Annotated in this window: 14 protein-coding genes; 5 read left to right on the top strand and 9 right to left on the bottom strand. The window is 71.4% G+C overall.

Features of this window, described 5'->3' with window-relative positions:
* Positions 1-72 precede the first annotated feature (72 nt).
* The gene (locus KBX46_RS22350) at positions 73-1083 is read left to right on the top strand and encodes an LLM class flavin-dependent oxidoreductase (protein ID WP_199177177.1); all 1011 of its coding nucleotides are present in this window, start codon (positions 73-75) and stop codon (positions 1081-1083) included.
* Between the two features lie 200 nt (positions 1084-1283).
* On the opposite strand, the gene KBX46_RS22345 is transcribed toward KBX46_RS22350, so the two are convergent.
* Positions 1284-3530 carry a cellulose binding domain-containing protein gene (locus tag KBX46_RS22345; RefSeq protein WP_210793925.1) on the bottom strand — a complete coding sequence of 749 codons (2247 nt, stop codon included), beginning with the start codon at positions 3528-3530 and terminating at the stop codon, positions 1284-1286.
* 242 nt (positions 3531-3772) lie between these two features.
* On the opposite strand from KBX46_RS22345, the gene KBX46_RS22340 reads away from it, so the two are divergent.
* Positions 3773-5212, top strand: a complete 1440-nt coding sequence (locus KBX46_RS22340; RefSeq protein ID WP_307871488.1) for a pyridoxal-dependent decarboxylase — start codon at positions 3773-3775, stop codon at positions 5210-5212.
* 220 nt (positions 5213-5432) lie between these two features.
* Here KBX46_RS22340 and KBX46_RS22335 read toward each other — a convergent pair whose 3' ends face one another.
* Both KBX46_RS22335 and KBX46_RS22330 read right to left on the bottom strand, forming a co-directional pair.
* The gene (locus tag KBX46_RS22335) at positions 5433-6410 is read right to left on the bottom strand and encodes a sulfite exporter TauE/SafE family protein (protein WP_210793924.1); all 978 of its coding nucleotides are present in this window, start codon (positions 6408-6410) and stop codon (positions 5433-5435) included.
* A 302-nt stretch (positions 6411-6712) separates the two neighbouring features.
* Positions 6713-7177: an Rrf2 family transcriptional regulator gene (locus tag KBX46_RS22330; protein WP_088949303.1), complete on the bottom strand. Its 465-nt coding sequence runs from the start codon at positions 7175-7177 to the stop codon at positions 6713-6715.
* A gap of 267 nt (positions 7178-7444) precedes the next feature.
* On the opposite strand from KBX46_RS22330, the gene KBX46_RS22325 reads away from it, so the two are divergent.
* The gene (locus tag KBX46_RS22325; protein WP_210793923.1) at positions 7445-8113 is read left to right on the top strand and encodes a YceI family protein; all 669 of its coding nucleotides are present in this window, start codon (positions 7445-7447) and stop codon (positions 8111-8113) included.
* Positions 8114-8178: 65 nt separating this feature from the next.
* On the opposite strand, the gene KBX46_RS22320 is transcribed toward KBX46_RS22325, so the two are convergent.
* The 4 genes from KBX46_RS22320 to KBX46_RS22305 form a co-directional block, all read right to left on the bottom strand.
* Positions 8179-9063, bottom strand: coding sequence for an acyl-CoA thioesterase II (locus KBX46_RS22320; RefSeq protein ID WP_088949304.1), 885 nt, complete (start codon positions 9061-9063; stop codon positions 8179-8181).
* Positions 9060-10508 carry a pyruvate kinase gene (gene pyk, locus KBX46_RS22315; protein WP_088949305.1) on the bottom strand — a complete coding sequence of 483 codons (1449 nt, stop codon included), beginning with the start codon at positions 10506-10508 and terminating at the stop codon, positions 9060-9062. Before pyk ends, KBX46_RS22320 begins: the two co-directional genes overlap by 4 nt.
* A 205-nt stretch (positions 10509-10713) precedes the next feature.
* Positions 10714-12090 carry an FAD-binding oxidoreductase gene (locus KBX46_RS22310; RefSeq protein WP_210793922.1) on the bottom strand — a complete coding sequence of 459 codons (1377 nt, stop codon included), beginning with the start codon at positions 12088-12090 and terminating at the stop codon, positions 10714-10716.
* Between the two features lie 134 nt (positions 12091-12224).
* Positions 12225-12590 carry a YciI family protein gene (locus tag KBX46_RS22305; RefSeq protein ID WP_088949307.1) on the bottom strand — a complete coding sequence of 122 codons (366 nt, stop codon included), beginning with the start codon at positions 12588-12590 and terminating at the stop codon, positions 12225-12227.
* A 251-nt stretch (positions 12591-12841) separates the two neighbouring features.
* Here KBX46_RS22305 and KBX46_RS22300 point away from each other — a divergent pair, with 251 nt between their 5' ends.
* Positions 12842-13714, top strand: coding sequence for an aldo/keto reductase (locus tag KBX46_RS22300; RefSeq protein ID WP_210793921.1), 873 nt, complete (start codon positions 12842-12844; stop codon positions 13712-13714).
* 131 nt (positions 13715-13845) lie between these two features.
* On the opposite strand, the gene KBX46_RS22295 is transcribed toward KBX46_RS22300, so the two are convergent.
* The gene (locus tag KBX46_RS22295) at positions 13846-14640 is read right to left on the bottom strand and encodes a triacylglycerol lipase (protein WP_099855912.1); all 795 of its coding nucleotides are present in this window, start codon (positions 14638-14640) and stop codon (positions 13846-13848) included.
* 227 nt (positions 14641-14867) lie between these two features.
* Between KBX46_RS22295 and KBX46_RS33200 the strand changes: the two genes are divergently transcribed.
* A complete protein-coding gene (locus tag KBX46_RS33200; RefSeq protein ID WP_210793920.1) occupies positions 14868-16226 on the top strand; it encodes a pentapeptide repeat-containing protein in 1359 nt (452 codons plus the stop codon).
* A gap of 18 nt (positions 16227-16244) precedes the next feature.
* Here KBX46_RS33200 and KBX46_RS22285 read toward each other — a convergent pair whose 3' ends face one another.
* Positions 16245-16820, bottom strand: a complete 576-nt coding sequence (locus tag KBX46_RS22285; RefSeq protein ID WP_210793919.1) for a TetR/AcrR family transcriptional regulator — start codon at positions 16818-16820, stop codon at positions 16245-16247.
* Between the last annotated feature and the right edge of the window lie 33 nt (positions 16821-16853).

Below are 16853 nucleotides of genomic sequence, written 5' to 3'. Positions count from 1 at the left end.
GCAGCGGGTGAGCTGGCCGACGAAAACCCGCGTGGCGGAACAAAGCCGCCCGTTGACGGGTTGGTTGACCTTGTGATCACCGTACCGTTGTCTGTTCTTGATCTTGCCCCGGTCGCCAAGGGCACCTCCGCTGGCGCGGCGTTGCAGGCCACCACCGAGCTGGCCCGACGCACCGAGGAGCTGGGCTACCACCGGTTCTGGGTGGCCGAGCACCACAACATGCCGGCGATCGCCAGCTCCGCGCCCGCGGTGCTGCTGGCGCACCTGGCCGCGAACACCTCGACGATCCGCCTCGGGTCGGGTGGGGTGATGCTGCCCAACCACGCGCCGCTGGTGGTGGCCGAGCAGTTCGGCACCCTGGAGGCGCTGCACCCCGGTCGCATCGACCTCGGTATCGGCCGGGCGCCGGGCACCGACCAGGTGACCGCGCTGGCGTTGCGGCGCACCATGGAGGGCCTGTCGGCGGAGGGCTTCCCCCGCGAGCTGGCGGACCTGATGAACTACTTCAGCGGGGAGAAGCCAGGGCAGATCGTCGCCACGCCGGGTCACGGTGAGCAGCCGGCCGTGTGGCTGCTGGGTTCCAGCGGTTTCAGCGCCCAGCTCGCCGGTCTCCTCGGCCTGCCGTTCTCGTTCGCGCACCACTTCAGCTCGGCGAACACCCTGCCTGCGCTGGCCCTGTACCGGCAGAACTTCCGGCCGTCGCAGTGGTTGGACAAGCCGTACGCGATGGTGGCGGTCAACGCGGTGTGCGCGGAGACCGACGAGCGGGCCGAGTGGCTGACGGGGCCCAGCGCGTTGTCGTTCCTGAAGCTTCGCTCGGGCCGGCCGGAGCCGCTGTCGACGCCGGACGAGGCGGCGGCGTACCCGTACTCGGAGTTCGAGAGGGAGTTCGTCCTGCAACGCCGAGACGGTCAGGCGATGGGTTCGCCGGAGACGGTACGCCGGCAGCTGACCGAGTTGATCGAGCGCACCGGCGCGGACGAGCTGATGCTGACCACGCTCGTGTACGACGTCGAGGACCGGGTGCGGTCGTACGAGTTGATTGCCGAGCAGGTGGCGGGCGGTCTGCACCGGGCGGCGTGAAACACGATCTTCACGTCAGCGTCACCCGGCCGACCCGGACGGTGCCTAATGTTGGTGCCGGTGGTGGTACGGCATTCTCGGTCGGGACGGGTCGAGAATGCCGCGGTGTGGCGCACCGGGCCGGAGCTGAGCGGATTCCGCGGCTGCGGCCCGGTGCCTGCCACCCTGGGCGGCCCCGTTCGGGACCACCAGGGGTCAGATCAGCGTAGGTAGATGTTCGGGGTGGGCGGGTCGGCCATCCCGTTGCCGATGAAGAACCCCGGGTGTGGCGGTTGGTTGTAGGCGGTGTTCTGCCACGCGATCGCCACCCGATACTGCGGGTCGTGCATCAGGGTGTGGATCCGCGTGCTGGTCGGTGTGGGCGTGCTGTAGACGCGCAACGCCCGGCTGTCGGTGGTTCGCCAGATCACCTCCTCACGCCAGTCGCCCAGGATGTCGCCGGAGAGCGCCGGTGTGGACTTGGTGCCGTTGTTGGACGCCACCCCGCTGCCGGTGAGCAGCCGGGTGTCGCCACCGGTGCCGTACTTGTCGATCTTCGTGGCGTCGAGCAGTTCCCGCACCGGGTCACCGTCCCACCAGGCGAGGAAGTTCGCCGACGACGGCTTGCGGCCGATGTTCTGCCCCCGGGTGTTGGCCAGCCCGGTGGCCGCCGACGACCAGGACTCCGCGCCGGGGCTGCCGGCCCAGATGTCCGCGGAGGCACCCCGGCCGTTGTCGCCGGAGGCCGGCGTGGACCAGAGGACCTGACCGGTACGGGCGTCGGCGAAGTAGGAGCTGGGCTTGCTGGCGTCCTCGTCGACCTTGAACACCTCCAGGCCGGCGCGGCCCGGGTCGAGGTCCCCGACGTGCATGGCGTCGCCGTGCCCGTTGCCGGTGGAGTGCAGCAGCCGACCGTTGTCGTCGATGGTGGCGGCCCCGTAGACGATCTCCTGCCGGCCGTCGGAGTCGACGTCGGCGACGGAGAGCTGGTGGTTGCCCTGCCCGGCGGCGGCGCCGTTGCCGGAGGCGTTCGAGTCGAACGTCCAGCGCTTGCGCAGCGTGCCGTCACGGAAGTCCCAGGCCGCGATCACCGCTCGGGTGTAGTAACCCCTGGCCATGATCAGGGAGGGGCGCTGCCCGTCGAGGTAGGCGGTGCCGGCGAGGAACCGGTCCACCCGGTTGCCGTACGAGTCGCCCCAGGAGGAGACGGTGCCGCGCGGCGGGTCGTAGTTGACGGTGGAGAGCACCGCGCCGGTCTGCCCGTTGAACATGGTCAGGTACTCCGGACCGGACAGCACGTAGCCGCTGGAGTTGCGGTGGTCCGCCGACGACGAGCCGATGACCTGGCCGGTGCCGGAACGGGTGCCGTCGGCGGTCTTCATGGCCACCTCGGCACGGCCGTCGCCGTCGTAGTCGTACACCTGGAACTGCGTGTAGTGGGCGCCGGCGCGGATGTTGCGGCCCAGGTCGACGCGCCACAACCGGGTGCCGCCGAGGGTGTACGCGTCGACGAGGACGTTGCCGGTGTAGCCGGACTGGGAGTTGTCCTTGGCGTTGGACGGCTCCCACTTGAGCACGATCTCGTAGCTGCCGTCGCCGTTGAGGTCACCCACCGAGGCGTCGCTGGCGCTGTAGCTGTAACTCTCGCCGCTGGGGGTGCTGCCGCCGGCCGGGACCTGCAACGGCACGTCCAGGTAGCCCGCGCCGAACTGCAACGCCGGTGCCGACGCCGCCTGCTCGGCGCCGTCCACCACGGCCCGCACGGTGTACGCCGAGCCGGCCGCCGCGCCGCTGTCGAGGTAGTTGGTGGCGCCGGTGATCGGGCTGGCGTTGACCTTTGTCGCCCCCCGGTAGAGGTTGAACGCGACCCCGGAGGTCTCGGTGCCGAGCAGCCGCCAGGAGACCAGGTTGCCGCTGCCGGAGCGGACACTGATCAACCCGCGGTCCAGGTTCTCCATCTGCAAAACGCCAGCCGACGGCGGCGGAGTGGTGGGTGGTGGCGTGGTCGGGGGTGGCGTGGTCGGGGGTGGCGTGGTCGGTTCGCCGGTGGGTGGGGCGCCGGTGCAGGTGGTGCCGTTGAGCCCGAAGCTGCCCGGCACCGGGTTGCTGCCGGTCCACGAGCCGTTGAAGCCGAACGTGGCGGTGCCGTTGGTCGCGATGGCGGCGTTGTGGTCGACGTTGCGGGCGGTGACCTGGGCACCGGACTGGGTGACGGCGGCGTTCCACGCCTGGGTGACCTGTTGCCCGGCGGCGTACGACCAGGTGAGGGCCCACCCGTTGACCGGGTCGCCGAGGTTGGTGACGGTGACGTTGGCGCCGAAACCGCCCTGCCACTGGTTGGTGATCTGGTAGTCGACCCGGCAGCCGACGGCGGCGGCCGAAGCGGCGACCGTGCCGAGGGTGCCGGCCACGACGGCGGCGGCCGTCGTACCGGCGAGCAGGATCAGCCGATGTCTGGACGGGTGCATGGACTGCCTCCGGGGATCCGGTGATGATCGCTGCGGCCCACTGACCCTGCCCGGGAAGCACAGTGGACCGGCCCGGCCGCGACTGCGGCGGACGGCGATCTGATCGGGGTTGAACGCCCTGGAACTCACGGATCCGGCTCACCGCGCATCGTAAGGCAAGCGCTTTCCGGTACGCAATATCGACGACCGTCGTTCATTTTCAGGTCTTGCCCCGTCAGGCGCCACCTGATCAACTCGTGGGTGTGAGCGCCCCACACATGAGCCCCGACGAGTTCCGCCGAGCCGGCCACGCCGTCGTCGACTGGATCGCCGACTACTGGGCGACTGTCGAACAGCGACCGGTCGCCCCGTCCGACCCGCCGGGCACCGTCGCCGCCGCCCTCCCCGCCACGCCACCGACCACCGGCGGCGAACCGGTCGAGGCGGTCCTCGCCGACCTGGACTCCATCGTCGTACCGGGGCTGACCCACTGGCAGCACCCCGGCTTCTTCGGCTACTTCCCGGCCAACACCTCCGGCCCGAGCGTGCTCGGTGACCTGGTCAGCTCCGGGCTCGGTGTGCAGGGCATGCTCTGGGCCTCCAGCCCGGCCTGCACCGAGCTGGAGACGGTGATGATGGACTGGCTGGCCCACCTGCTGGACCTGCCGCAGCGGTTCCGCTCGACCGGCAGCGGCGGCGGGGTCATCCAGGACTCCGCCTCCTCGGCGACGCTGGTGGCCACCCTGACCGCACTGCACCGGGCCAGCGGAGGGCGCTGGCGCGACACCGGCATCGACCGGCGCTACCGCGCCTACACCTCCACCCACGGCCACTCCTCCATCGAGAAGGCCGTACGCATCGCCGGGCTGGGCAGCGACGGCGTCCGGTCCATCGAGGTGGACCCGGACACCCAGGCGCTGCTACCCGACGCGCTGCGTACGGCGATCGAGGCCGACCTGGCCGCCGGTGACGTTCCCGCCATCGTGGTGGCGACCATCGGCACCACCTCCACCACCGCCATCGACCCACTGCCCGAGATCGGGGCGATCTGCGCCGAATACGGGATCTGGCTGCACGTCGACGCCGCGTACGCGGGCTCCGCCGCCGTCTGCCCCGAGCTGCGGTGGTCGCACGCCGGCCTGGAGCACGCCGATTCGTACTGCTTCGACCCGCACAAGTGGCTGCTCACCGGCTTCGACTGCGACGCGTTCTGGGTGGCCGACCGCGCCGAACTGATCGAGGCGCTGACCGTGCTGCCGGAGTTCCTGCGCAACGCCGCCTCCGACTCCGGCGCGGTCATCGACTACCGGGACTGGCAGGTGCCGCTGGGCCGGCGCTTCCGGGCCCTGAAGCTGTGGTTCGTGCTGCGCTGGTACGGCGCCGAAGGGCTCCGGGCCCACATCCGCTCCGGGGTGGCGCTCGCCGCCCAGTTCGCCGATCGGGTGCGCGCCGACGACCGCTTCGAGCTGGCGGCGGCACACCCGTTCTCACTGGTCTGCTTCCGACTGCGCGCCGACGACGACGTCAACGCCGCACTGCTGGCCCGGGTGAACGACACCGGGCGGGTGCACCTGACACACACCCGGGTCGCCGGCCGCTACACGCTGCGCATGGCCATCGGCTCCCCGCAGACCACCGAAGCGCACGTCGACGAGGCCTGGACGCTGCTCGCCCACGCGGCCAAAGACCTGCTCACCCCCTGACGCCCTCTCCCCCGCCGCCGCACCCCGCGCCCCGCGCCCCGCGCCCCGCGCCCCGCGCCCCGCGCCCCGCGCCCCGCACCAAGATCCGCGCAACTTCCCGGATGTTGCTGTCTCCGGCGCGCGGGAGGCAGCAACATCCCTGATGTTGCGCGGATCTTCCTGTGCGATCTCCCCGTGCGATCTGCACGGCGCGGCATGATCACGCGGGTGTGGCGCGCGTTCAGCGCGGGTTGGGCGTACCCGTCGCGGCCAACTCGCCCGCGACCACCGCGGCCGGAGTGGCGGGAGCAGCAGGAAGGGCGTCGGGGGCAGCCTCGGCGGTCGTTGCTTCGGCGCGGGCCAGGCGGGTCCGGCGTAGGGCCCGCACGGCCAGCACCAGGGCGGCCAGCCAGCCGGCGGCCAACAGAGCGTACGTGATGGGGCGGACCGGGCCGTCCAGGTCGGCGGAGCGGAGCAGGGTGCGGGCGTTGGTCAGCACGATCACGCCGCCGACGGCCGCGCCGAGGAGTTGGGCGGGGACGATGCGCACCAGCCAGGCGGCCAGCGGGGCGGCGATGAGCCCGCCGATCAGCAGTGCCGCGACGGTGGGCAGCAGGAACCCCTCGGTGCCCAGCCCGATCAGGAAACCGACGCTGGCGGCGGCGGCCACGACGAACTCGGAGGTGTCCACCGAGCCGATCACCTTGCGGGGCTCCATGCGGCCGGAGACCAGCAGTGCCGGTGTCGCCACCGGGCCCCAACCGCCGCCGCCGGTCGCGTCGACGAAGCCGGCGACCAGGCCGAGGGGGCCGAGGAAACGACCGCGGAGACGGCCGCCGACCCGATCGGTGCGCAGCGGTCGGGCGAAGCGGATCAGCAGGTACGCGCCGAGGGTGAAGAGGATGGCAGCCATCCACGGCGCTGCCGCCTCGGTGGAGATCGAGCTGAGCACTGTGGCACCGGCGAAGGCGCCGATCGCGCCGGGTAGGGCGATGCGGGTCACCACCCGCCAGTCGACGTTGCCGAACCGCCAGTGCGCGACGCCTGCGGCGAGGGTGGTGCCGATCTCGGCCAGGTGCACCGAGGCCGAGGCGGCGGCCGGGGCTACCCCGGCGACCAGCAGCAGGGTGGACGAGGTCAGCCCGTACGCCATGCCGAGCGAGCCGTCGATCAACTGCGCGACGAGCCCGACCAGAGCGAGGACCAGCAGCTTGCGCACGAGCGCCCCCTGACTTTTCGGCATCTCCTATCGACTTGGTCGACAATGCGGCACGGGGCTGCCAGGGTCAAGCCCCCGATCGGTGGATGGGACGCCTCATTGCGGAGACGGCACGAGAGACGACATCACGCCGCGCCGCACCACGGATGACGTAACCAGTGGCCGCACTGCGAGGACAACAGACGCGGCGCGCCGCCGAAAACGACGTCAAGGGCGCGCATCGCGGCAGAGGCCGCCGGGCGGTGCGGGGTGGCGGGTGACGCCGGGTCTGAGCGGGGGGGCGGGTCTGAGCGGGGCGGCGCTCAGATCCAGGCGCGCGGGTCGGCGACCAGCTCGGTGACCCGTGCGGGAAGGGTGCCGGCTGCCACGTCGGCGATGCTGACCAGGTCCAGGATTTCCCGCTCGCTCGCCCGCAGCGCGATCCAGACCTCCTGGAGCGCCCGGGCCGGGCCGTGGTAGCCGAGCTGCTCGGGACGCTGCCCGCGTACGTGGGCGAGCGGCCCGTCGATCACCCGGATCACCTCGGCGAGGGAGATCTCCTCGGCGGGGCGGGCCAGCCAGTAGCCGCCCTCCGGGCCACGCTGGGCGTGCACGATGCCGCCGCGACGCAGCTGCAACAGGATGCTCTCCAGGAATTTCGGCGGGATCTCCTGGGCACGGGCGATCTGGTCGGCCGTGACCGGCCGGCCGCGCCCAGGACCACTGGCCGTCGCGGCAAGCTCGGCGGCCGCGCGGAGGGCATAGTCGACCCGGGCGGATAGGCGCATGCCGGCAAGGTTAGTCGCTGGTCAGCCGGCTGGGCGGGCGACCCTCGGCCGATCGGGTACGCATCGATGGAAGCCCGTGCCGCTCGCGCCCGTTCCCGCCACCGATGCGCAGCGGTGAAGCGCGTCATGATCCACCTCACGGTGGGGGCCGAAATGCTGTTCTGGAGCGTCCTTATGCTGGGCGGGAGTACGAATGTCTGGCCATTTACGTGGCCGCCGGCAAGATATAGATAAACACCCGGGTGTGCTCGGGGGGAAGGCAATACGATGACCGATGTCGCCACACGCACCTGGGATGGCATGACCATCCCGGTCGCCGGCACCTATCTTCTCGATCAGGCGCACAAGCGGATCGGTTTCCTGTCCCGGCACATGATGGTGAGCCCGGTGCGCGGCGAGTTCGCCGAGGCCACCGCCGAGATCATCGTCGCGGAGGATCCGCTGCTCTCCTCTGTGACGGCCACCATAATGTCGGCCAGCATCACCACCGGCAGTGTCGACCGGGACACACATCTGAAGAGTGCCGACTTCCTCGATGTGGAGCGCTATCCCACTCTCGAATATCGAAGCACCGGAATCAAATGGCAGGGCACTGAGGACCCCATATTCCAGTGGGCCCGTCTGCGCAACCATCGGTTGGGCGGACGAGGCCGGAGTCACATTGTTCCGCCGCAGTCCGACAGCACACCCGGACGATTCGTCCTCACCGGTGAGTTGACGGCGAAGGGAGTCACCCGGGCTGTCGACCTGGAGGTGAATTTCGGTGGCACCCGTCGTGATCCGTACGGGCAGAACATCTTCGGATTCAGCGCGACGGCCGAGATCAACCGCGAGGACTACGGCCTGCTCTGGAATGTCATCCTGGAGAGCGGCGGAGTGCTGGTCGGCAAGACGGTGCAGATCGAGATCGCCGGCGAGGCCATCTACCAGGCCTGACCCGCCTCATCCCCGCCACGACACGGCCGTAGTGGACGCGCGCCTGGCGGGGATGATCGAGAAGGTCAGGCGCCGACGCGGCGCAGCAGGCCCTCCTGGACGGCGCTGGCGATCTGCTGGCCGTCAGTGGTGAACATCCGGCCGGTGGCCAGCCCACGCGCGCCGGACGCCGACGGGCTCAGGCAGTCGTAGAGGAACCACTCGTCGGCCCGGAACGGCCGGTGGAACCACAGCGCGTGGTCCAGGCTGGCGCCGACCAGCCCGCCCGGCCCCCACACCTCGCCGTGCGCGGAGAGCACCGAGTCGAGCAGGGTGAGGTCCGAGGCGTAGGTGAGCGCGCAGGCGTGCAGCAGCGGATCGTCCGGCAGTTTGCCGTCGATGCGCATCCAGACCCGCTGGTGCGGGTCGGCGGGCCGGTCACCGGGACGGACCCAGCCGGGCTCGCCCACGTAGCGCACGTCGATCGGACGCGGGATCTGGCCCCAGATGCCCAGCCGCTCCGGGTAGCGGGAGAGCCGGTCGGTCATCGTCGGCACGTCCTGCGGCATGGGTACGTCCAGCGGGGCGATGACCTGGTGGTCCAGACCCTCCTCGGCCCGCTGGAACGACGCCGACATGAAGAAGATCGGCTTGTCGTGCTGGAGGGCGACCGCGCGGCGAACCGAGAAGGACCGGCCGTCGCGGATGTTCTCCACCTGGTACTCGATCGGCTCGACCGGGTCGCCGGGGCGGACGAAGTATCCGTGCAGCGAGTGCACGAAGCGCTCCGGGTCGACAGTGCGGCCGGCGGCGACCAGGGCCTGACCTGCGACCTGGCCGCCGTACACCCGTTGTGGGCCGACCGGTGGGCTCATCCCCCGGAAGGTCATGTCCCCGGTCGGGTCGAGGTCCAGCACTTCCAGGAGCTGGTCCACCGCGGCCTGGCCGACCGCGACCCGACCGTCGCTCACTGCAGCGCCCGCGCCGACGCCGCGTCGACCAGCGACCCGAGCTGGTGTACGCGCAGCGTGTTGGTCGAGCCGGGGGTGCCGGGCGGGCTACCGGCCACGATCACCACGTAGTCACCCGGGTTGGCCCGGTTGAGGCCCAGCAGCGCCTGGTCGACCTGACGGAACATGTCATCAGTGTGCTGCACGAACGGCATCAGGAAGGTCTCCACGCCCCAGGAGAGGGCGAGTTGGTCGCGCACCTCGGGCACCGGTGTGAAGGCCAGCAGCGGCAGGTCGCAGTGCAGGCGGGACAGCCGTCGGACGGTGTCGCCGGTCTGCGAGAAGGCGACGAGCGCCTTGGCGTTGATGGCCCGGGCGATCGACGAGGCGGCGACGGTGAGCGCGCCGCCGTGGGTACGCGGGTCGTGCTGCAACCGGGGCACGCCGATCGAGCCGGACTCAGTGGTCGTCACGATCTTGGCCATGGTGCTGACGGTCAGCACCGGGTACTTGCCGACGCTGGTCTCGCCGGAGAGCATCACCGCGTCCGCGCCGTCGAGCACCGCGTTGGCGACGTCGGAGGCCTCCGCCCGGGTGGGGCGGGAATTCTCGATCATGGAGTCGAGCATCTGGGTGGCCACGATGACCGGCTTGGCGTTCTCCCGGCACAGCTGCACGGCGCGCTTCTGCACCAGGGGCACCTGGTCCAGTGGCATCTCGACACCGAGGTCACCGCGGGCGACCATGACACCGTCGAAGGCCAGCACGATGGCCTCCAGGTGCTCCACCGCCTCCGGCTTCTCGACCTTGGCCAGGACCGGGCGGAACACGCCCTCCTCGGCCATGATGCCGTGCACGAGCTTGATGTCCTCGGCCGAGCGGACGAAGGACAGCGCGACCAGGTCGACACCGAGGCCCAGGGAGAAGCGAAGGTCCTCGGCGTCCTTGTCCGACATGGCGGGCACGCTGACAGCCACGTTGGGCAGCGAGACGCCCTTGTTGTTGGAGACCGGGCCGCCCTCGGTGACCAGGCAGCGGATGTCGTTGCCGGTGACGTCGGTGACCTCGACGGCGACGCGACCGTCGTCGATCAGCAGCCGGTCGCCGGGCTTCACCTCGTGCGGCAGCTTCTGGTAGGTGCAGGAGACCCGCTCCTTGGTGCCGATGATGTCGTCACCGGTGATCACGACCGAGTCGCCGGTGCGCCACTCGTGCGGGCCGTCGGCGAACTTGCCGAGCCGGATCTTGGGGCCCTGGAGGTCGGCGAGAACGGCCACCGGCTTACCTGCCGCTTCGGACGCCTCCCGGACCAGTCGATAGACCGCCTCGTGGTCGGCGTGGCTGCCGTGGCTGAAGTTGAGCCTCGCCACGTTCATGCCGGCCTCGACAAGACCCCGGATGCGCTCCGGGGACGAGGTGGCGGGACCCAGAGTGCAGACGATCTTTACGCGGCGTGTCACGCCCATCAGGCTAGTCTCTCCTTCAGGTCGGACTCGGGGCCGACCCATTGCAGGCAGCGGAACATGTGTCCAACGACGCGCGGTGCGCGTCGGGCCGGCGGGTGGAACCGCACCGGGAACGTTGTGGCGACGGGCAACGGCGACCGCGCGCCGGGAATCGTACGCCTCCGGTGGCGTGCGCTGTCGGGGTGCTCCCGGCGGCAGGTCACCATCAGCGCCGCGACCGGGGCAGGGTGGGCACCGCGGTGAGCAGGTCACGCGGGTCGTAGCGGTGCTTGGCCCGGCGTAGCCGCGGCCAGTTCGCGCCGTAGGCGAGCTGGACCCGGTCGGTCTCCTCGGGGGCGAGCAGGTTGGGGTAGCCACCGGGCAGGGCGTGCGGTGCGAGTGCGGCCGAGGTGTGCTCGGCCCACTCCCGGTGTGGTCTGGCCTGGTCGCCGGGTGCCCAGACCGCGATGATCTCGGTCAGCAGGTGGTCGGTGCGCAGGCCGAACGCCGTGTCGGCGAGACGGACCCGGGTGGCCGCGCCGTGGAAGTGGTGCACTGCCAGCGCGGAAAACGGGGAGCTGACCTGCCGGGCCGCGTCGACGAGCACGTCCACCGTGCTGGCGGTGAGCGCGGGTAGCCAGCGGGTACGCAGCAGGTAGTGGTTGCCGTCGACCATCCCGCCGTCGAACATCCGCAGCGCGTCCGCGTACGGCATCGGGGCGATCTGGTCGATCAGCGGGGTGCCCAGCGCGCGCAGCCGATCCATCCACGGCAGCCCGGCGTCCAGGTCCGGGCCGCTGTAGAACGGGCAGACGAAGATGACCGGTTCGCCGGCCGGGCCGGGCAGGAAGCCGGTCATCACGGTCAGCTCGTCCGGTGCCTCGGCGATGAGCGCGCCGTAGCCGCGCAGGACGGCCGGCGCCTCCGCCAGAGCGAACATGATCATGCCGGCCAGCACGCCGGGCAGCCGGTGCGCGCGGAAACGCAGCTCGGTGACCACGCCGACGTTCCCACCGCCGCCGCGCAGCGCCCAGTACAGCTCGGCGTCGTGTCGAGGGTCGGCGGTGACCCGGCGGCCGTCGGCGAGGACCACCTCCGCGCCGAGCAGGCTGTCCAGGGTCAGCCCGAACCGGCCGCACAGCGGGCCGTACCCGCCGGCGAGGGCCAACCCGGCCATGCCCACGTCGCCGACGGTGCCGGTGGGCACCACCAGGTCGTACGGGCGGGCGGCGGCCAGCAGACCGGCGGCCGTGACGCCGCCACCGATGGTGACCGTGGCCGCGTCCACGTCGATGTCGACCGCGCGCAGACCGGTCAGGTCGAGCACCACACCGCCGTCGCGCAGCGCCCGACCCGCCCAGTCGTGCCCTCCGGAGCGGACCGACAGCGGCAGGTGGCACTGGGCGGCGACGCGGACGGCGTCGGCCACCTCGTCGGCGTCCAGGCACTGGGCCACCAGGACCGGCGTGCGCTGAACCGCACCGTTCCAGAGCGTCGTGGTGGTGACGTACGCCGGATCGCCCGGCTCGTGCAGCCGGTCGCCGAGCAGGGCGCGCAGCCGGGTGGTGGCCGTCGCGACATCGGGGGTGGCGGCGGAGATCATGGCGACTCCTCGACCGGGGCCTACCCAAGGCTTTCCGGGTACGCCCCGGCGGCGGCCCTCGCTGGGCGCGACCGTAACACCGGCAGGCAGCCGAGCGCCGTCGCCATCACGACAGCCGTCGATTGACCGGGTGGTCAGCTTTCCGTCTTCACCAGCGGAAACTCCAGGGATCCGGCCGGGCAGAGGAAGGTCAGCACGTCCACCCGGTAGAGCCCGGCCTGCACCGCCGGGTCGGCCTCCAGCACGCTGCGGACGTCGTCGACGCTGCCGGTGCGGGCCAGACCGAAGCCGATCGGTGGCTCGGGCTCGCGGGCCGGCCCGTCCACCGAACCGGCGACCAGGATGATGCCGCTTCGCTGTAGCGCCTGCATGTGCTCGGCGTGCTCGGCCTGCAACCGCTGCACGGTCTCGGCGGGCAGGACCCGTCCGGCCGCGCCGGGATAGATCACGATGCACTCGTACGTGTCGAGCGCGAAGTTGACCTGCGGCACTCCCGCCATGGGTGCTCCCTCTGCCGTCGCGCCGGAAGGCACCGGCTCCGGCCAGCGTCGCACGGACGCCCCGGTCGTACCGGCAGCTTCCGGGCAATGCCCGGCGCGGACTCCAGGCGACCGCCCGACGGCTTGCGGGTGAGGTGTCCACGCACACAGTCGGCCGACGAGCGGAATACCGGCCGGCTGCCGGGGGATGATCTATCTGGTGGCGGGTGGGCCTTTCCACGCCCCACGACACGACGATTGGGGATCGGCCAATGGCGACCAACATCAGTGAGCAGCCCGCGAAGGCGTCCGGCACGTACCGCATCGGTGGCGACGTCACCGTCAACCGGCTCGGCTACGGGGCGATGCAGATCACCGGCCCGGGTGTCTGGGGAGACCCGAAGGACCCGGCCGAGGCGGTTCGGGTGCTGCGCCGCGCGGTCGAGATGGGCGTGACGTTCATCGACACCGCCGACTCGTACGGCCCGTTCGTCTCGGAGTTGCTGATCCGGGAGGCCCTGCACCCGTACGCCGATGACCTGGTCATCGCGACCAAGGCCGGGCTGAGCCGCTCCGGTCCGGGCGACTGGCGTGCGCTGGGCCGCCCGGAGTACCTGCGCCAGCAGTGTGAGCTGAGCCTGCGGCACCTCGGTCTGGACAGCATCCCGCTGTACCAGCTGCACCGGATCGACCCGAAGGTGCCGCTCGCGGACCAGTTGGGTGAGCTGGCGCTGCTGCGCGAGGAGGGCAAGATCCAGCACATCGGTCTGTCCGAGGTGAGCGTCGCGCAGATCGAGGAGTCCCGGGCGATCACCACGATCGCGTCGGTGCAGAACCTGTACAACCTCGCGAACCGCAGCGCCGAGGACGTGCTGGAGTACTGCGAGCGCAACGACCTCGCGTTCATCCCGTGGTTCCCGATCGCGACCGGTGAGCTGGCCCGCCCGGGCGGCCCGCTGGACGCCATCTCCACCGCGCACGGCGCGTCGCCCGCGCAGCTCGCGCTGGCCTGGCTGCTGCGCCGTTCGCCGGTGATGCTGCCGATCCCCGGTACGTCCTCGGTGGCGCACCTGGAGGAGAACTTGGGCGCTGCCGACGTGCGGCTCACCGACGACGAGTTCGAGGCGCTCGCCAAGGCGAGCTGACCCACCGGTGCGGACGCCGTCGGTGTCAGTCGACGGCGTCCGCGATCCCGTTTCGCCGTACCGTCGCCGACCCGACACTCACCGTCGTGGGCCCGTGGGGTGGTCCCGTCGGGACCACCCCCGTGGACCGGTCAGAGCGCGAGGCAGTTGGGTCGCACCGGGCCGTCGACCAGGGCGCCACGCACGATGGTGTACGCCGTGCCGTCGAGCACCAGGCCGAGGTGCCCCACCACCCGCAGCGGGCAATACGTCTGGATCAGCACGTTGGTCGCACCATCGTTGACCACGGCGTTCCCGGTCGGCCGGACCAGCTCGTCCTGAAGCGTTCGGATGGTGGTGTAGCGGACCGCGCCGGGGGTGTCGTCGCCAGCGTTGAGGTCGGCGAGGAACGCCGAGCCGATGGTCATCTGCTGGCAGGCCACGACGCCGGCGCAGCTGCCCAGCCCGAGGAACGCCACGATGTTGGCGACGTAGGTGCCGTACTGCGGTGTGCCGAGGCTGACGTAGCGCCCGATGGCGGCGGTGCCGCCGAGCCGCTTGAGGTAGTAGCGGCTGACCAGGCCGCCTTCGGAGTGGGCCACGACGTCCACTGTCGCCGCACCGGTGCTGGCGCGCACCTGGTCGACGTAGGTGGCGAACGCGCGGGCGGACGTGGGGATGTCGCCGAGGCCCAGCCCGGGCAACTGGTAGATGAAGGTGCGGTAGCCGTCGGCGCGCAGCCGGGCGGCCATCGGCTCGTACGCGACCGCGATGCCACTGAGCCCGCCGACCACGATCACCGGGTTGGCCGCGGCCGCGGCAGCGAAGGCTTCGGGGGTGACGGGAGCCGGGGTGGGATCGGCGGGGGCGGCGGTCGCCGTGCCGGCGGACGCGAACAGGGCGGCGGCGACGAGGGACACGACGAGGGCGGTCTTTCGGAGCAGCATGGCTGCACCTCCGGGGGGAGGCACCCGGCGTACCGGGCAGGTGGGTGGGGGTGTCCGGTCGACCGTGCGACGATCATCCCCGCAACAATTCAGAAACGTCAATGACTTGTTACGCGCCAGTAACCCGTTGTCCCGGCGAGGGCGCAAACGCGCAAATCGCAGCTCTCCACATCGGACCGCCGGCCCGGAGTGCGCACCCCGGGGTCGGCGGATGGCATGCTGTGGCCGTGGCCGCCGACGAACCCACCGAGCGCCAGCTACAGGTGATGCCCTGGTGGCTGGTCCTGGTCGGCCTGCTGCTCGCCGCCGCCCTGGGCTGGCTGGTGCTGGACCTGCTGCTCACCGAGGCCGACCGGGCCAGCCAGCCGGACACCCGCGCCACGCTGCGCATCGACGCGATCCGCACCGGCCTGACCGTGGTCGCCGGCACCGGCGGAGGTCTCGCCCTGCTCCTGGCCGCCCGCCGCCAGTGGATCACCGAACGCGCGCAGCGGCACCAGGAAAGCGTCGCCGCCCGGGACCAGGCCCACCGCGACCGGGTGCAGGCGCACGCCGAGTCGGTGGCCGAGGCCGCGCAACGCCAACAGGACCGGCAGTCCACCGCCGCCGAGCACGACGCCGCCGAACGTCGACTGACCGAGCTCTACACCCGGGCCGTCGAGCTGCTCGGCAACGACAGCGCGGCGGTACGCCTCGGCGGGCTGCACGCGCTGGAACGCCTCGGTCAGGACAACCCGGGGCAGCGCCCGACGATCGGGGCGGTGCTCTGCGCGTACCTGCGGATGCCGGCGCCCGACGACGAGCCGCGCGAGACGGAGGTCCGGCGCACCGCGCAGCGTGTGCTGACCCGCCACCTGCGGGCGGACGACGTGGCCCACTGGCCGGAGGTGGTGCTGGACCTGACCGGCGCCATGCTGGTCGACTTCGACGCCGCGGGCTGCACGCTGGTCGACGCGAACTTCACGGCGACGGCGTTCACCGGCACGACCACCTTCGCGGGCGCGACGGTGCGGGGGCGTGTCCTGCTCGGGGCGGCGACCTTCGGCGACGTGGTCTTCGAGGGCGTCGCGGCCGACGGTGAGGTCCTGCTGGACGGCGTCCGCGTCAGCGGTCAGGCCACCTTCGACGGGGCCACGTTCAGCGACGGCCTGTCCTGTCGACGGTCCACCTTCGCCGGCCACACCTCGTTTCGCCAGGTGACCTTCGGTCAGCCGACCAGCTTCGACGCGACCCGCTTCGAGGACTCCACCACGTTCCGGCAAGCCGTCTTCGAGGGCGCCCTGTCGATGGAGCACACCGAGTTCGGCCGGTCGGCCAACTTCCACGCTGCCCGTTTCACGAACATGGCGCTGTTCCGCTGGACGGTGTTCGGGGCGGAGGCGTTGTTCGACCAGGCCCGCTTCACCGACGCCGCGAACTTCGGCCGGGCCCGGTTCCACAGCATGGCCAGCTTCCGCGACACGCAGTTCAGCCGGCCACCGCAGGTCGATCAGGCCCGGGCGGTGGTCGACCCTGGTCATCGCTGGCCGGCGGGCGCGGTGGTCCAGCAGCTCGATGACGGGTGGCTGTTGCTGGTCGACCGCTGACCGGTCGGCGGGCGAGCGTCAGCGGGTGGAGGCGCGCAGCCCGTCCAGGGCCACGCCGAGCACCCGGTCGCGCTGCTCGGGTGACGGGAACTGGGCCATGGTGAGGCCGCTGATCAGCCGCACCACGTCGTCGAAGCCGATGTCGTCACGGACCACGCCGGCGGCCTGGCCGCGACGCATCAGCGGCTCGCCGGCGGAGTAGATCTCCGTCCGGCAGCTCCGGAAGATCTCCGAGTCGTGCAGCAGATGCTCGGCAAGCGCCCGCTTGGTGGCGACGTACGCGACGAAGCGGTGCAACCAGGCGACGAGCGCGTCCCACGGTGGCAGCTCGGCCAGGTCCTCGGCGGAGCGGCTCAGCGCCCGGACCTCCTCGACGTACACGGCCTCGAAGAGGTGCCGCCGGCTGGGGAAGTTGCGGTAGAGCGTGCCGATGCCCACCCCGGCCCGTCGGGCCACGTCCTCCAGGGAGGCGGCGGCGCCGTTCTCGGCGAACGCGTCGCGCGCGGCGGCGACCAGAGCGTCGTAGTTGCGCCGTGCGTCGGCCCGCTTCGGGCGTTGCGCGAACACCTCGGGCACCTGCCCCGCGCTGGTCATGACGTGCGTCACCTCGTCCTGGTTGCAACCGGA

Origin of the sequence: Micromonospora sp. C81, assembly GCF_018070425.1 — a bacterium.
GTDB classification, from domain to species: Bacteria; Actinomycetota; Actinomycetes; order Mycobacteriales; family Micromonosporaceae; genus Micromonospora; species Micromonospora zamorensis.
Note: the sequence above shows the minus strand (reverse complement) of the source record. Positions and strands in the feature narration are given on the sequence as shown.